The sequence below is a fragment of the Blautia parvula genome, assembly GCF_020215665.1.
Classification (GTDB): Bacteria; Bacillota; Clostridia; order Lachnospirales; family Lachnospiraceae; genus Blautia; species Blautia celeris.
In genome coordinates this window covers 2,042,258-2,059,156 of record NZ_CP084061.1, presented here as the reverse complement: position 1 = coordinate 2,059,156, position 16,899 = coordinate 2,042,258, and the positions used below count along the sequence as shown (strand labels likewise).

Below are 16,899 nucleotides of genomic sequence, written 5' to 3'. Positions count from 1 at the left end.
TGCATGAAAGGTATACGAAGTATGGTTCTTGTCTTTTGTGCCCTCTGCCTGGCAGGATGTTCCGCGGAGGGCATCAGGGTGGAAGACGGTGAGAAAAAAGAGCGGGAAGAACTGGTACTCTGGAGTTATTACGAGACTGAGAAACAGAGGACATCCATGGATGAACTGGCAGATGGATTTAATGCCTCTCAGGAGCAGTATCACCTCACATGGGAATATCACGGGCCAGTGACGGAATTCAGCAAAAGACTGGCAATCGGAATCACCCAGAACCAGCTTCCTGATATGGTGATCATCGACAATCCTGATATGCCCTCCTATGTCAGTATGGATAAGCTGGAGGATATTACAGAGGCAGTAAAGGAGATAGAGGATTTAGATCAGTATTTTCCAAATGCCATGGAATCTGTGGAGTATGAGGGACGCTATTACGGACTTCCTTTTTGCTGCAACAATGTGGCTTTGATCTATAACAAAGACATTCTGGAACAGAAGAAGATTGCTGTTCCCGAGAATTGGGAACAGCTTGAGACGGCTGCCGGAAGTCTTACAGAGGAGGGCAGGTACGGGTTTGCCATGTCTGCTGTCAGCGGGGAGCAGAGTGCTTTCCAGTTTGCTTCTTTTATGCTGTCAGCCGGTGATGAGCTGGACCAGGCAGGCGGGGAAGGGACAAAAAGGGCATTTCAGTTCATACAGAATATGGTGGAACAGGGCATGATGTCCAGGGAATGTGTAAACTGGTCACAGAATGACGTGGCAAGGACCTTTATTGCAGGAGAATGTGCCATGATGGAAAACGGGCCATGGGTATTTCCTGCTCTGGATGATGCTGGCATCAACTACGGCGTTGCAGCATTTCCCGGGGACCAACGATATATGGGTGTCCGTGGAGGAGAGAACATAGCAGTGCTGAAAGGGAAAAACAAAGAGGGAAGCGTTGCGTTTTTAAAATATTACAGCCAGATTGACACAATGCTGAATGCAAATCTGAGAGCGAACTCTCTGCCTCCCAGAAAAGATGTGGCAAAATTGTTTTTAAAAGCTAAGCCGGAATACGGGATCATACTGGAGCAGATGGAAAACTGCATCTCAAGGACCAGTTTTGAAAACTGGTCAGTTCTGTCAGAGCAGTTATCAGAAGGACAGTATGAGATCATTACGGGAGTGAGCACACCGGAGGATGTGTGCAGCAGAATACAGGAAGCGCTGAAACAATAAAGAAATAGATGCAGAACATGGACAGGGTGGAAATTCAGTTGAAGAATTTCCACCCTGTTTAATCTTTTATACTGTAAGACAGAAAGGTTTTTAGTTATATTTTAGATAACAAATAAAGTTGCAGATACAAAAGAATGAAAAAACAGGAACAGAAAACATGCAGATAGTTAAAGGAGAAAATACAAATGATTTTAGAGGTTATGTTAAACTCAGAAAAAGATGCAGTTGACTTTGTTTCAAAAATAACTACATTTCCGGAACATGTAGACTTAAGCTATGGTCATTATTCAGTTGACGCAAAATCTATACTTGGCGTTCTGGGAATAGGCGTTGGAAAGAAGGTAAGGTTATCTGTTTATTCAGATGATACAAAGACATTGGAAGAAAGTATTAGGGGATATATCGCATCGTGACAGAAGATCAATTATGAGACCTCTCGGGGGAAAGGATTCCTCAGAGAGGTTTTATGCGTAGTGATCCGTGTGAAATTTCTTAAGTTTTGGCTGGATATCCATATTGTTTATGGAAAAAGAAGGTGATAAATTTACATTAAGAAAAGGAGGCGTTCCATGAAACATGATATAAAAATAGAAAATAAAAGTTTGGAAATGATGATATCAGAAAAGGGATACATTTCAAAATTATCCATGAAAGATGACCCGTATAAAATGAACTGGGTCATTGAAGAAGCATATTTATCGCAGGCCGGATATCAGGATGCAGATAAGTTATTTGGATATTTTGATATTACGGCAGATGGTAAACAGCGTAACAGCCGTGAGTTCTCTCCTGTGATTGAAAAGGAAGGTGCAGAGATCACAGTTACATATGATTTTGGAAATATGAAGATCATAATGATTTACGACATGGGAAAGAATGACGGGGAGCTTCACTGGACCATCCATTTAGTAAACCAGGAGAAAAAAGATATCTGGATCTCAGATTTTGGGGTGTGGATCTCATTTGCCTATGTGATGTTCAGGGACAAAGAGGTACTCAGGAATATACATAATTCCGCAGCGGTATTCTCCTCCATATCTGACAATTATACGAAATTAAATGCAGTGCGCCGGGACAACCGGGGAGGAAATCTGGGATTCTATCAGGTTGAAGGCGAAGCCTTATCCATCGGTACTTACTGTGATTATGAAAATTTGTTTTTTGAAAACGTTTCCCCTTCTCTGGATGGAATGTTGTTCCATAAACTATATTTCGCAGGCGGATATCCGGAAGGTTTTCAAAACAAGGATTGGATATATAAAAAAGATGGCTTTATGCTGAAAGCAGAAGAAGACAGGACGTGGAAATATGTCGTAAGTATCAACAGAAATCAGGAAGAGTTTCTGGAAAAGGGCTTGAAACTGAATCATCCTAAAGTGGATTATACGCCGCTTAATATAATCGGTGAGACTGCAAGATTGACCGTTGAAGTTTCGGAATCTCTGAAAATCCTCTCAGCCGAGGCACTTTTTAAAGAAAATGACACAGTAAAGAGTTTGTCCATTGAAGTAAAGTATGAAGGAGAAATGTATCATCTCTCATACAAACCAACAGCATTGGGAGAGCATAAAGCAGTCATTAAGTTTTCAGATGGCACAAAAGATTTTGTGGTAATGAATGTCATGGATAAGCTGGATCGGGTCATAGACGAACGCGTGGCATATATTTGTGATGAACTTTATGAGGGAAAAGAGGGGAATCCGCCCTTTGCTTTTAAGCCGGTATCCAACCAAGGGGAATCTCTTGGAAAACTGAATCTCGTACTGAAGAAAAATCTTTTAGGTTCCCTGGATGTGGATCAAGTCAGGAAGGTAGAAAAAAGCGCAGTGGAATATGTGCGGCCAAAATGGTTTAAGGACGGAGATTTTAAAAAACCCCGTAAATTATACGGAGACTTCTATCGGTGCATGGATTTTGAATACATAGGACATTTGTTCTATCTGCTGTCAGAATTTGATGATCAGATCCTGGAGCTGTATACAGCAGACACGTATCTGGAGTGGGCAGCGGATGTCTTTGAGTTAAGGGTGAATCCGGATTTGCATGAAGATGAACGGGGAAAAGAGGAATCACAGATGCTGGGTGTCTATTTCCTGTATTTTGAGGATCTGCTCATAAAACTCAAAGAAAAAGAGCTGACAGAAAAACTGCAGACAATACAATCCCTGTGGGATAAGATGATGGACAGGGTCCACCGGGGGGCAGATTCTTATGCAGCGGCAATTACAGAGCATTTTTATGATAACGCGGGATTCGGACCTGCTGCCGGCGCTCTGAGCGTAAGTAAAAAGCGGGAGAGTGCGGAAAAATACGGTGAGCTTCTGCTGGCAAATATAGGATACTCCAATGATTTTCGGGCACAGAATCCGGATCGCTGGTGGGAAGCCCTGTCTTATATGACCCACTCCCTGTGGGGTGGCCTGACGGCAGCCGCAGCATATAAAGTCTTCTCCTATTTACAAAATACAGAATTCCTGGAAGGAAGCTACCGGGCCACTGCAGGTGTACTATACTGTTATGATACGCATGCAACGGCTGTAACCCCCTTAAAAAAGGGGATGGCTGTTTCCACCTATGCTGTTGCCGGGCCGCACATCAATCGTCCGGACTTATCCAGAGACCGTTTTGGACAGGCTGCTTTCTATAGGGACGGCGGTATTTTTGCCAGGTTATTCGACAGTGATGACCAGACACCTGACTGGGATATGGGCGAAGAGATGACAGCATATCTTGACAGCTTTGGACAGAAGACATATATCATAAATAACAAAGGAACCTTACGTGTGATAAATGGCAGTTATGAAGAGACAGAGACAGGATATAAAATTACCAGCTTCGCACCATATAGCAGGGACTTTTATTATATATCAGAAGATGGTATGACTTTGTTAGAGCGCCAGGGAGACGGGAGAAGTGTTGTATTACAGATAAGAAGGTAACTATATGTCAGATGATATTATCTCTATTTCGGTTCCGCCATTTCCCGATTTTATAGAGGGAAACTATCGGATGATGAAAAAAGGCCAGAATCATATAAACAGAAGGAATCTAGGATACTTTGACCTGATTGCGGTGAAGAAGGGGAAGTTATTTCTCTCTGAAGATGACTCTCAATATGTGGTAAAGGAAAATGAACTGTTTATCTTATTACCTGACAGACATCATTTTTCATGGAGACCGTGTCAGGAGGATACGGAATTCTATTGGCTGCATTTTTATACAACGGCGCAGTGGAGGCAGAGCAGAAGAGCGAGCCGGTTTATTTCCAATCTGCCTATACCGGAATTACACTACCATCAATGTTCTTACACGCTTCATCTGCCGAAGCATGCGTTGATCAAAGAGCCGGCCATGCTGTTTGGACTGTTTCATAACCTGCTGGACAGTACAACTTCCGGTAAAGAATATATATGGAAGACGGAAGAGCTGTTTTTGAGATTTTTGAAATTCATTGAAAGTCTGGGTATGTATAAGGATAGAAGTACGGTGCTGGCAGAACAGATCTATATGTATTTAGAGAATAATTTAGGACAGCCTGTATCAAATCAACTTTTATCAGAGGTCTTCCATCTGCACAGTAATTACCTGGCAAAAGTGATGAAGGCGGCTTATGGAAAAACACCAATGGAGGTTTTGATGGAAATGCGGATGGAATATGCGAAACAATATCTGCTTCGTTCCGAATATGGGATAGGGACAATCGCCAAGATGGTTGGTTTCAATTCAGAGATATATTTTTCCAACTGTTTCAAGAAACGTATGGGTATTTCTCCGCAGAATTACAGAAAAAAGTATGAGGAGCACATTTAAAATGAGTAATACAAAAACAAACAGCAACGGCCTGTCTTTAAAAAACAGAATCGCGTACGCGGGTACAGATGCGGCAGGAAACCTATTGTACTGTACTCTGACCAGCTTTATTAATTTTTACCACACAGATGTATTCGGACTTTCTATCGGAACAGCGGCTATAATCGCTCTGTTTGTCCGGATACTCAATACCGCCACTGTTCCACTGTGGGGGCTGGCAATTGATAAAACAAGATCAGTATACGGCAAGAGCCGTCCATGGTTTGCAAGGCTGGCAATACCTTTTGGGGTGTTTATGTGTCTTACTTTCTTTACACCGCATTTGTCGGGAAACTCCAGAGTTGCTTACGCGGCATTCACTTATCTGACCGCAAGCATCCTCTATACCGGTATTTCTACACCTATAACGGCCATTCTGCCCAATTTAAGTAATGAGTCCTATGAGAGGACAAAGCTGAATTCTTTTAGAATGATTGGAGGAAACATAGGATATTTTGTAACGGCGACATTTACCCTGACACTGGTATCCGTGCTGGGCAGAGGCAACAGACAGCAGGGATTCTCACTGACCGTGCTGCTATACACAGCTATTTCAGTATGTATGTTTTTCTATGCATTCAGGAATACGAGAGAAGTAAATGCAAAGACTGCTAAAAGTCTTCCGATCAGAGACAGCTTCAAGGCGCTCAGGTCAAACTGGCCGTGGGTTATCGTGGTGTTGGGAAGTGCTTTTTATTGGCTGGGCAATTCAACCAGAACCTCTTCCCTGATCTATTATTCCCGTTATTATCTGGAAAATGAGAATTATGTTTCTATTCTGAACGCATTGGTGTTGACACAGATGATCGGAGTTGCGGCCATTCCATTTCTGGCACGAAGATTATCAAAAACCTGTATTATGATTCTTGGATTCTTTATCGCTGCTGTAGGTCAGATATCCTTAGGTATTGCAGGAAGAAATTTTACAGTGATCGTGATTGCCTGGGTGATCACAAGTATCGGAACCGGGATCGCGGTGTCCATGCCCTTTGCCATGCTGTCTGACACCGTGGATTACGGTGAATATAAAAACGGAGTGAGAGCCAGCGGCTTTTTGACCGCAGTGGGAAGTGCAGTGGGACTTCAGGTAGGTACCGGATTGGGAGATTTTGTACCGCTGAAGCTGATGCAGCATTTTGGGTATGTTGCAAATCAGAAGCAGTCGGCGACTGCACTGGCAGCGATGAAGACCGGTTTCTCTTACCTGCCGGCTGCATTTTTCATCATAGGTGCGGTCATTATGATATTTTATTACAGATTCGAGAAAAACGAGAGCGTTGTTTTGGAAGAATTGGTTAACAGGAGAGAAAAAATCACAGATACGGATAACAGGCACCGTAATACAGTTCATAAAAATAGACTTGTGCAAGAAGTATGATTTGGTATGAACAGATGTTCCGAAGGTATTGATGCGGATAGAAATTAAACAGGGTGGAAATTCAGTTGAAGAATTTCCACCCTGTTTAATTTTTTAGACTATAAGACAGGTCGGTATTCTCTTATACTTTAGATATCAAATAAATCACCAGAAACGAACGAAAGGGAGGAAACAAAATGAGGAAAAAAGTAGTGAGCGCTATGCTCTGTATGGCTATGGCAGCTACAATGTTGGCAGGATGCGGAGGAAACGCAGGAACAGCTTCCGCGGGAACGGACAGCAGCAAGAAGACTGCCGGAGGAAAGGAAGAGGTGGTCATCTGGGATTACTTCGAGACGGATGCTCAGAAGAATATGATGCAGGACATCATTGACGGCTTCAATGAATCACAGGAGGAATACGAGGCATCCCATGTGTATGTACCCTTTGCAGACTATGAAAAACAGCTGACACTGGGCATGGCATCCGGGGAACTCCCGGACCTGGTCATCCTGGACGGCTGCAGCATGGCATCCTTCATTCAGATGGACCTGTTCGGGGATGTATCAGATGCGGATATCAAATGGGATGAATACCTGGAAGGCCCTATGGAATCCACTATGGCGGACGGAAAACATTACGGTATTCCCTTTGCCACCAACTGTACGGCATTGTTCTACAACAAGGATATCTTCGATGCGGCAGGTATGGAGTATCCCAATGAAAACACCACATGGGAAGATTTCCATGAGATGGCAAAAGCGCTGACGAAAGACGGTGTGGTTGGCTTCGGCAATGCTGCTACAGGAACAGATGAGGGAACCTTCCAGTGTCTGCAGTGGTTATACACAGCAGGCGGGGACTACCAGAATGTGAAAGGCGGTACGGATGCCTACAACCTTATGCAGGAGATGGTAGCTGACGGTTCCTGGTCAAAGGACTGCGTGAACTGGACACAGTCAGACGTAAATAACAACTTCGTGGCAGGTAACCTGGCTATGCAGCAGAACGGACCATGGCAGATCCCGGGAATCGAGAAGGACGCTCCTGATCTGAACTACGGTGTGACGGTACTCCCCAAAAAAGACGCGGATTCTGACCAGGCAACCTCCATTCTGGGTGGTGAGAATATGGGAGCTGTAAAACAGGATGACATGGGCGGAGCCACTGCATTCATGGAATACTATGACAAGACAGAGGTGATGGTAGACGCTATGAAACAGTACGGTTCCTTCCCGCCGAAAACAGAGGCGGCTCAGGACTCCTACTGGACAGATGACCCGATCCAGAAAGAATTTATCACACAGCTTCAGACATCCATCCCAAGAGGCCCAAGTGCTTCCTGGCCGGAATATTCCGATGCACTGCAGACAGGATTCCAGGAGGTTATGACCTCAGCAAAGACTCCTGAAAAAGCAGCAGAAGATACACAGGCAGCCGTGGATAAGGTGAAGGCATCAGAAAAATAAACAGCCGGAAAGGGACAGGACCCTCCTGTCCCTTTTTAACCCCATAACTGCTCATAGGAAAGGATGAAAGATAATGAAAAAAGGGAAAACTCTCGGACCAAAGGTTGGTTTTTTGTTTGCACTTCCAGCCGCCATCTACATGCTGATATTTGTGGGATACCCCATGATACAGAACTTTATCCTCAGTTTCAAGAATGTGGATGTATATTCCTTTGCAGATGCATCCAAGCAGGCGTTTGTAGGATTTGAGAACTATAAGGAACTGTTTTCAGGCGGTGAGGCGATACTGACCACAGCTATTAAAAATACACTGATCTTTACGGTGGCATCAATTTTCTTCCAGTTTTTTATCGGATTCGGCCTTGCGCTTCTGTTCAGCAAAAAATTCAAGGGAAGCTCCTTCTTCCGAGGTGTGACCATGATCTCCTGGCTGCTTCCGGTCACGGTTGCGGGTCTGCTGTTCAAATTCATGTTTGCCAGCAAAGGCGGTATCATCAACCAGCTTTTCATGTCCCTGCATCTGATCAACGCACCGCTGGAATGGCTGCTGGACCCCAAACTGGCTATGATAGCCATTGTAGTGGCAAATATCTGGATTGGTATCCCCTTTAACATGATGCTTCTGATCACAGGACTCACCACCATTCCGGAGGAGATCTATGAAAGCTCACGTCTGGACGGGGCAAATAAATTCCAGACACTGTTCCAGATCACGATCCCCATGATAAAGCCGGCTATCATGTCTGTGCTGACGCTGGGATTTGTATATACATTCAAAGTGTTCGACCTGGTATGGGTCATGACAAAGGGCGGGCCGGTCAATGCCACAGAGCTGGTTTCAACTTATGCTTACAAGCTGTCCTTTGACCAGTTCCAGTTCAGTAAGGGCGCGGCGGCAGCCAATATTCTGTTCCTGATACTGTTCGTGGTAGGTATTTTCTATATTAAACTGATCAATGATGAAGACGAGGTGATGTGAGATGAAGAACGAGAAAGGAAACCTGAAATTTTTTATCATCGGAGCCATAGTATTTGTGATCTTCATTTTCCCGTTATACTGGATGGTGGTCACAGCGCTGAAAACACAGGTAGAGATTTTTCAGATTCCCACGCCTCTCTGGCCGAAGAATCTGACTCTGGACGCATTCGCGGATCAGCTCTCTGCATCCAGTGATACTTTGAGGGGCTTTAAAAACAGTATGATCATTGCAGCGGGCGCCACAGTGATCTCCACTATCTTGTCCATTCCCGCCGCATACGGGCTGGCCAGGTTTAAATTCAGCGGCAGAAAAGTCCTGATCTTATATTTCCTTATGACACAGATGCTTCCGTCAACCCTGATCCTGACATCCCTGTATATTATGTTCTCCAAGATGGGCCTGCTGAATTCTTATCTGGCTCCCATCCTGGCAGACGCTACCCTTGGAATCCCGTTCAGTATTATTATTCTGAGGACCTATTTCCTCTCCATACCGAAGGAACTGGATGAGGCGGCAAAAATCGACGGCTGCAACAGCATCACATCCTTTACGAAGATCATGCTCCCCATAGCAAAACCGGGCGTTATTGTAGCTGCCGTATTCTCTTTTGTATATGCATGGGGCGATCTGATCTATGGAATCACTTTTATGACAGACCCTATGAGAAGGCCCATTACCTCCAGCATTTACAACTATGTGCAGCAGTATCAGACATTGTGGAACGCCACCATGGCCTTTGGTATTATCGCGATCCTGCCGGTGGTTCTTATCTTCATTTTCATGCAGAAATATATTGTCAGCGGTCTGACCAACGGTGCAGTCAAGGCATAGGCCGGATATAAGGCAAATCAGGAGGAATAAAATGAGATTACAACCTATTGATCTTCAAAAAATAAAAATACAGGATCCTTTTTGGACAAAGCACGTGAAGCTGGTGGGAGAAGCAATCATCCCCTACCAGTGGGATGCCATGAATGACCGTATCCCGGATGCGGAGCCGTCCCACTGCCTGGAGAATTTCGCTGTTGCGGCAGGAAGAAAAAAAGGAGAATTTTACGGCGCGGTATTCCAGGATACCGATATAGCCAAATGGCTGGAGGCAGTGGGATTCTCTCTGGCAGCAGAGAAAAATCCTGAGCTGGAGAAGACCGCAGATGAGGTCATAGATCTCATTGCGGAGGCGCAGCAGGAGGATGGGTATCTGGATACCTATTTTATTATAAAAGAGCCGGATAAAAGGTGGAAGAACCTGCGGGAAGGCCATGAACTATATACTGCAGGGCATATGATGGAGGCAGCCACAGCCTATTACCAGGGAACTGGAAAGAAAAAATTCCTGGGCGTGGTGGAGAAACTGGCGGATCTGCTCTGTGATACATTCGGCAGTGAGGATGGGAAAATCCATGGGTATCCGGGACATCAGGAAGTGGAAATCGGCTTGATCAAACTATTCCAGGTGACAGGAAAACGGAAATATCTGGATCTGGCAAAGTATTTTATTGATGCGCGTGGAACAGGAGAGAACTATTTTCTTCAGGAGATCAGCAGAGGCGACAGCGGAAATATCTTTCCGGAGCTTTCCGATTACCGTCCCGAGTATTCCCAGTCTGACAGACCGGTACGGGAGCAGGAAGCAGCAGAGGGGCACGCTGTAAGGGCAGTCTATATGTACAGCGCTATGGCGGACCTGGCATATGAATATCAGGACGAGGAGCTGATGGCAGCCTGTAAAAGACTCTGGAATAACATAGTACAGAGACAGATGTATATCACGGGAGGTATTGGCGCATCCGGAATTCTGGAGCGTTTCACAGTGGATTATGATCTGCCCAATGACTGTAACTATGCGGAGTCCTGCGCCTCCATCGGACTGGCTATGTTCGGCATCAGGATGGCGAATATAACAAAAGACGCTTCCTACATAGATACTGTGGAGCGGGCTCTGTATAATACGGTTCTGGCGGGGATCGCTCTGGACGGAAAAAGCTTCTTCTATGTAAATCCTCTGGAGGTGTGGCCTGATAATTGTATGGAACGCACCTCAAAAGAACATGTAAAGCCCACCCGTCAGAAATGGTTCGGTGTTGCCTGCTGTCCACCTAATATAGCCAGAATCCTGGCTTCCATGGGGCAGTACATATATTCTGTTGGTGAGACCGCTCTGTATGTCCATCTCTTTATTTCAAATGAGGTATGCATAGAAATGGAGACAGGGGAAGTCAAGGTTTCCCTGGAGACGAAATTTCCTTTTGAGAATCTGGTGAGGATAAAAGTCAGCCATGTGCCGGACGGAGGAATGACACTGGCAGTAAGGATTCCGGAATACGCCGGAATGTACCAAATGACCGCAAAAGGACAGCTTCTGGAATATAAAGAAGAAAAAGGATATGCATATCTTGCACTTGCGCAAGATGCAGATATCAGTATTTCTTTTGAAGCGCCGGCAAAATTTGTCCGTGCCAATCCCAAGGTACGTGCTGACTGCGGCAAAACGGCAGTGGTAAAAGGCCCCCTTGTATATTGTCTGGAGGAAATTGACAACGGGAAAAATCTGGCAGAGCTGTATGTGGATACAGAGAAGGAAATACAGGAGGTACCGTCTGAGCTGTTCGGGGGTATCACGGAGCTGGTGCTGCAGGGTAAAAGGATGGAAGAAAGTGCCTGGGATGAAAAAGTGCTGTATGGAGAACATCCGGTGAAGTTATCAGATGTAACATTGAAAGCGATCCCCTACGCCTATTGGAACAACAGAGGTATGGGAGAGATGGCTGTGTGGGTGAAGGAACTGATCTCAGGGTGAAAGAATGAACGGGAAAGGAAAAGGTTAAAGACTATATGAAGAAAAGAGGATGGAAGTTATGTTCTTTGGTGCTGAGTACAGCAATGGCTGCCACCTGTCTGCCGGCAGGAACCGTCAAGGTAAGAGCCGCTGAAGAGGAGGGGGCCGCAGCCGGTGAGGAGAACGGAATCGTGAAGACAACAGAGGCTGTGATCCAGGATGATTTTACAGGGGATCTTGATCCTGCCTGGTTTGATATGGCAGGAAACGTGGAGTATACGGAGGGGGCACTGACCCTGAATAACGACGGCGGACCTGTGTCTTCTATAAAAAGAAATGTGGGAAACGGCGATTTTACCGTTGAGACTAAATGGAGCAGCTATTCTGCCGATACCCAGGGAAACAATTCCGTAGTCATCTTCCGTGTCTCCGATGGAACAGAGAATAATCTGGTGGAGATCCAGCGTTTCAGCAACGGGGAGCTGAAGCTGCTTTTGATCAACGATAAGGTGCAGACCTCTTATACCACGAAAACGGATTTCGCAGACACAGAAGGCTGGTTCCAGATTGGATATAACAGTGATGACGGGACAGTGATCGCTGTGTACAGGACAGGGGATGAGGATGAGTACATTCCCCTGGAGGGAAATGGTGAGGCCATGTCCAATTTCGGAGGAAAGCATGTAGCTGAACTCAGAGCACAGAAATGGGGCGGTTCAGCTCCTGTATCTGTTGATTTCTTACAGTTCAACAGCACTTTTGTGAAGGAGGCCCAGTATAGCACAGCAGAAAACACAGATTTTACCGGGCCTGTTCTGACAGATGACTGGTATGGGCAGGACGGTGATGTGAGATATGAAGACGGACATCTGGCTCTTGTAAATGCAGGGGACGGAATCAGTACGGTAAAGAGGAATGCAGGCGACCAGGATTATTCCATAGAAGCCAAATGGAGCGGTTTTTCATCAGATGAGACAGGAGGGGCCATACTGCGGACATCTCTGGATTCATCTGAGGAGAATTTTGCCCAGATGATGCGCATGGGAGACGGGACACTCCGTTTTACTGTGGTAAATCAGGGGGAGACAACGGAGAAGATCATCCCCTATGAAGAGTCACAGGGCTGGTTCCGTATTGACTATGACAGCCAGGCACAGACCATAGATGCCTACTATAAAGTAAATGATGAGGACATGTATGTGCTGGCACCGGGCAGCGGTATACCGGTGAGTGATTTTACGGGTATCCACACAGCAGAACTGATCGCGGATGACTGGGATGCCCAGGGAGAGACCAGTATCGTTTTTGACGAAGTGGATTTTGCGTATAATGAAGAGGTGAATCTGAAGCTGCAGTCAGATTACTTTACCGTAGATATTGACGAGAAGACCGGCGGTATTTTTAAGCTTTCAAATCCGGGGGATGAGTACGGGACCAATTATGTGATGAACCCCACCATAAAGCCGGAGTTTGACGTGGATGATTCCCGCTGGACAGGCGATGTGAAATTAACTGTAAAAAAAGGTGATTCTGATTATTATCCGGCGCTTACCTCTTGGTCTGATGATACCAGAAAGGTGTCCAGAAGAGATGACGCGGTCACAGTTTCCTATGAATCGCCATCTGCCGGGAAATACGGCATCAAGGATTTTGCGCTGCGTGAGACTTACCGGTTAAATGAGGAGGGGAACCAGCTCAACTGGTCCATCAATATACAGAATACAGCAGATGAAACGATTGAGATTGCGGATCTGGGCCTGCCTCTTCTTATGAATTCCTGGTGGAATACCAGCCAGGAGGGAATCTATGAACAGAATGTGGCCCGTCATTCTTATGTGGCAGAGGACGGTTCTTACATTTACTGGCAGCGGCCAAACGGGGATGGTTCCTTTTTAGTTATGGTGCCTGATGACGGGACTTCGCTGGAGTTTAAAGATAAGGCCAGATTTAAGGAAGGGCCGTTTGCGGAAAAGGATCCGAGCTGGGAAGGTCTGGTTGAGTATTATATCCATTCCAAAGAGATATCCAAAGACCGTCCGGGAGGCTATCTGCCGGCAACATCCCTGAGCCTTGAGCCGGAAGCGGAACAGACGTATGGATTTACATTTTACTGGGCATCAGATTATTCGGACCTCCGGGACATCCTCTATGAAGCCGGGATCGTGGATGCGGTCTCCCTTCCGGGAATGGTGATCCCCCAGGATATGAAGGCAACGCTGGCAGTGAGATGCAAGGAACAGATCAACAGTGTGACTGCTGATTCAGACAGCACAGAGATAACAAAAAAGGAAGACAGAAATGGCTATGAGATCTATGAGATCGCTTTCTCTGACCTGGGAGAGAACTATGTGACAGTAAATTATGGGGAAGATAAGAAAAGTGTGCTGCAGTATTATGCTACGGAACCCATAGAGACTTTGATCCAGAGCAACACGGATTTTCTTGTGGACAAGCAGCAGGCAAAGACGGAAAAAGGGTACAACGGAGCATACCTGCAGTGGGATATGTCCACCGGAAAACAGATATCCTGGGATGATTATCCGGGAGGAGGATGGAAAGAATGGATGGCAGGGGGTTCTGATGACCTTGGATTATCCCCGGCAGTCTATCTTTCTGAAAAGAATATCACTGCCCCCCAGCAGGACCAGATCGATTCCCTGGAGTATTATATGGAAAACTTTATCTGGGGATATATGCAGCAGCATGATACCTATAAGGTCTACCGCTGGTATGACGGCAAGGATGGCACGCCAAAGGACCAGGGCACCTGGAGATCCTATAATTATGTGCATGTGGCCAATACCTATTACAATATGTACCAGATCGCACAGCGCTACCCTGATATGACTCATTATCTCAGTGCAGATGATTATCTGCTGAGATGCTATAACACACTGAAGGCATACTTTACATATGGAATGTTTGACGGACATAATTACGAAAACGGAGGAAGAGGCGCCTATATTTTCGGAAATATGGGAGAGATGAACCTGCCTAACATACTGAATGCCCTGGAACAGAACGGACATAGTGAGGAGCAGGCGTGGCTGGCCGGCAAAGTGGAGGAAAAAGCAGATATCTTATTTGCTGAGGCATATCCCTTTGCTTCGGAGATGAGCATTGACACCACAGGATTCGAGGCATGCTATACGCTTGCGAAGATGTACGGCAATGGGGCGCTGACAGACAAAGTCACACTTGCCTCTCTGGCATGCCGCGGCATGCAGCCGCTCTGGTATTATTACGGATCCGACAACAGGCATATGGGGGAATCCTGGTGGAATCTGGGATATGAGACCCAGCTTGGGGCATGGCAGCAGCAGGACTATCTGTATACCTATGCGGATACATCGGATCAGGAATTTGACGATATTATGAGGGGCACCTATGGCGCTTATCTGGCAGGGTGGGCCAACATCAACTCGGGTCAGATCAGTGACAGTGATGTAAACTATGGTGCAGCGTCCTGGCAGTATCAGAGTGAAAAAGGAACTAACGGATACAATTATATCCCGAGTCTTGACGGCTGGTGGGCATGGTCAGGCGAGGCATCCCTGGGATTCTGGGGCGGTTTGAAGACAGCATCTGCCAATATTGTGGATGATGACATTGTAGGACTGTACGGATATGGCTGTGACCTGGATTACGCGGACGGAATATATTCCATTGTTCCAAAAGACGGTGTGCGCACGCGTCTGACTCTGTATAACAAAGACAAGTTCGCTGTACAGCTTGATAAGACAAGATATACAAAAGCCGGTATTGCAGATGATCTGAGCAGTATTGCACTCACACTTGAGAATGTAACAGAGAAGGAATATGCCCCTGAGATAACCATCAGCAGGCTGCCGGCCGGAGAGTATGAGGTTGTGGCAGATAAAAAAGTGATACAGAGTTTTTCCAGTGATGGCACAGAAGCCGTATTTACACTGGAGCTGTCAGCGGATAAAGAGCAGGATATCCTCATTCAGACAAAACAGTCCGCAGAACCTGCCGATAAGACAAACCTGGAGACAGCAGTGAATCTTGCAAAAGAGACAGCTGCCCAGACAGAAAAGTATACAGAGAAGAGTCTGGCTGATCTTAACAACGCGATCCGGGAGGCAGAGGCTGTACTCAGTGCAGACAGTGCCGATCAAAAGGAAGTGGACCAGGCAGCCCAGAAACTGGCAGCAGCCATGGATGCCCTGGTAAATGTTGAGATTCTGAGAAATTGTGTAACCAGGATGGAGAATCTGTCAGAGGAGGATTACACCAAAGAGAGCTTTAAAACATTCTCCGAAGCAAGAAAAGCGGCAGCGGATGTCCTGGAAAAAGCCGACGCTTCCCAGGAGGAAGTGGATCAGTCCTACGAAGCGCTTGTAAAAGCGTGGGGAAAACTGGAGCATGGTGTGAATACGGCTGCTGCGAAGGTAGCTGCCAGAGAAGCACAGGCTATTTTGGACCAGGATGTATCTGTCTACCGCCCGGCAGGGATAAAGAAACTGAAAGAAGCACTCAGGCTTTTAAATGGGGTGCTGTCTGATGAGACATCCACCCAGGAGGATGTGAACCGGGCCACAGAGACCCTGATCACAGCCCTCACAGAACTGAAAGACATGGTGGATGCCTCAAGGCTTCAGAATATAACGGACCTTGCCAGGGAACTGATGCAGGAGGCAGACAAATATACAGAAGCTTCACAGACAGCACTTCAGACAGCTATTGACACAGCAGCGGCAGTGCTGGAAAATGAAGACCGTACCAAGGCTCAGGTCTCCCAGGCTTATGAGGCTGTGGCAGAGGCTATCGGAAACATGCAGGTGCGCGGAAACAAAGCAGCACTGGAATCGGCTGTCCAGATGGCAGAAGATATCCTGAAAAACGCAGGCAGCTATACAGATACTTCCCTTGCAGGCCTGCAGGAAGCACTGGACAGCGCAAGGCAGGTGCTTGATAATGGGGATGCACTGCAGCAGGAGATCAATGACGCTGCGGCTATGCTCACGGAAAGTCTGACAAAGGTGCGGCTGTTGGGTGATGTGAACCATGATGGCAAGATCAATACCAGTGATGCAGCCTCTGTACTGAGAGCAAGTGCGGAACTGACAGAGATAGCAGAGGAAGACTTAAAAGCAGCAGATGTCAATAAAGACCAGGCCGTTAATACGGCAGATGCCGCACTGATCGAAAAATATGCGGCAGAACTGATCACGTCATTTTAAAGAATGCAGGGAGGGGCTTCAGGTCCCTCCCTGAGAAAGGATA

The 16,899-nt window shown here is 46.3% G+C and carries 10 protein-coding genes; all 10 read left to right on the top strand.

The genetic code is table 11. The features are described 5' to 3' along the window. Positions 1-3 precede the first annotated feature (3 nt). The 10 genes from LC508_RS09665 to LC508_RS09620 all read left to right on the top strand — a co-directional run bounded on the left by LC508_RS09665 (position 4) and on the right by LC508_RS09620 (position 16,856). Positions 4-1,218: an ABC transporter substrate-binding protein gene (locus tag LC508_RS09665; protein ID WP_033141907.1), complete on the top strand. Its 1,215-nt coding sequence runs from the start codon at positions 4-6 to the stop codon at positions 1,216-1,218. Between the two features lie 185 nt (positions 1,219-1,403). After that, positions 1,404-1,631 carry an HPr family phosphocarrier protein gene (locus LC508_RS09660; protein ID WP_054352751.1) on the top strand — a complete coding sequence of 76 codons (228 nt, stop codon included), beginning with the start codon at positions 1,404-1,406 and terminating at the stop codon, positions 1,629-1,631. Positions 1,632-1,787: 156 nt separating this feature from the next. Continuing rightward, on the top strand, positions 1,788-4,157 hold the full coding sequence (locus LC508_RS09655; protein WP_118593887.1) for a hypothetical protein: 2,370 nt from the start codon (positions 1,788-1,790) through the stop codon (positions 4,155-4,157). 4 nt (positions 4,158-4,161) lie between these two features. Continuing rightward, positions 4,162-5,028 (top strand): helix-turn-helix transcriptional regulator, encoded by an 867-nt coding sequence (locus LC508_RS09650; protein ID WP_033141908.1) that lies wholly within the window; start codon positions 4,162-4,164, stop codon positions 5,026-5,028. A 1-nt stretch (position 5,029) separates the two neighbouring features. Continuing rightward, a complete protein-coding gene (locus LC508_RS09645) occupies positions 5,030-6,445 on the top strand; it encodes an MFS transporter (protein WP_103732570.1) in 1,416 nt (471 codons plus the stop codon). 176 nt (positions 6,446-6,621) lie between these two features. Next, positions 6,622-7,893 (top strand): sugar ABC transporter substrate-binding protein, encoded by a 1,272-nt coding sequence (locus LC508_RS09640; RefSeq protein WP_103732569.1) that lies wholly within the window; start codon positions 6,622-6,624, stop codon positions 7,891-7,893. 73 nt (positions 7,894-7,966) lie between these two features. Beyond that, positions 7,967-8,872: a carbohydrate ABC transporter permease gene (locus LC508_RS09635; RefSeq protein WP_033141910.1), complete on the top strand. Its 906-nt coding sequence runs from the start codon at positions 7,967-7,969 to the stop codon at positions 8,870-8,872. Position 8,873: 1 nt separating this feature from the next. Continuing rightward, positions 8,874-9,704, top strand: coding sequence for a carbohydrate ABC transporter permease (locus tag LC508_RS09630; protein WP_033141911.1), 831 nt, complete (start codon positions 8,874-8,876; stop codon positions 9,702-9,704). 31 nt (positions 9,705-9,735) lie between these two features. After that, positions 9,736-11,673 carry a glycoside hydrolase family 127 protein gene (locus LC508_RS09625; RefSeq protein ID WP_118593888.1) on the top strand — a complete coding sequence of 646 codons (1,938 nt, stop codon included), beginning with the start codon at positions 9,736-9,738 and terminating at the stop codon, positions 11,671-11,673. 35 nt (positions 11,674-11,708) lie between these two features. Further along, a complete protein-coding gene (locus LC508_RS09620) occupies positions 11,709-16,856 on the top strand; it encodes a DUF5695 domain-containing protein (protein ID WP_103731624.1) in 5,148 nt (1,715 codons plus the stop codon). Positions 16,857-16,899 lie beyond the last annotated feature (43 nt).

Excerpts from the sequence above, each read along its gene's own strand:
- LC508_RS09665 (WP_033141907.1), top strand. The coding sequence starts at position 4 with ATGAAAGGTATACGAAGTATGGTTCTTGTCTTTTGTGCCCTCTGCCTG.
- LC508_RS09660 (WP_054352751.1), top strand. The coding sequence starts at position 1,404 with ATGATTTTAGAGGTTATGTTAAACTCAGAAAAAGATGCAGTTGACTTT.
- LC508_RS09655 (WP_118593887.1), top strand. The coding sequence starts at position 1,788 with ATGAAACATGATATAAAAATAGAAAATAAAAGTTTGGAAATGATGATA.
- LC508_RS09650 (WP_033141908.1), top strand. The coding sequence starts at position 4,162 with ATGTCAGATGATATTATCTCTATTTCGGTTCCGCCATTTCCCGATTTT.
- LC508_RS09645 (WP_103732570.1), top strand. The coding sequence starts at position 5,030 with ATGAGTAATACAAAAACAAACAGCAACGGCCTGTCTTTAAAAAACAGA.
- LC508_RS09640 (WP_103732569.1), top strand. The coding sequence starts at position 6,622 with ATGAGGAAAAAAGTAGTGAGCGCTATGCTCTGTATGGCTATGGCAGCT.
- LC508_RS09635 (WP_033141910.1), top strand. The coding sequence starts at position 7,967 with ATGAAAAAAGGGAAAACTCTCGGACCAAAGGTTGGTTTTTTGTTTGCA.
- LC508_RS09630 (WP_033141911.1), top strand. The coding sequence starts at position 8,874 with ATGAAGAACGAGAAAGGAAACCTGAAATTTTTTATCATCGGAGCCATA.
- LC508_RS09625 (WP_118593888.1), top strand. The coding sequence starts at position 9,736 with ATGAGATTACAACCTATTGATCTTCAAAAAATAAAAATACAGGATCCT.
- LC508_RS09620 (WP_103731624.1), top strand. The coding sequence starts at position 11,709 with ATGAAGAAAAGAGGATGGAAGTTATGTTCTTTGGTGCTGAGTACAGCA.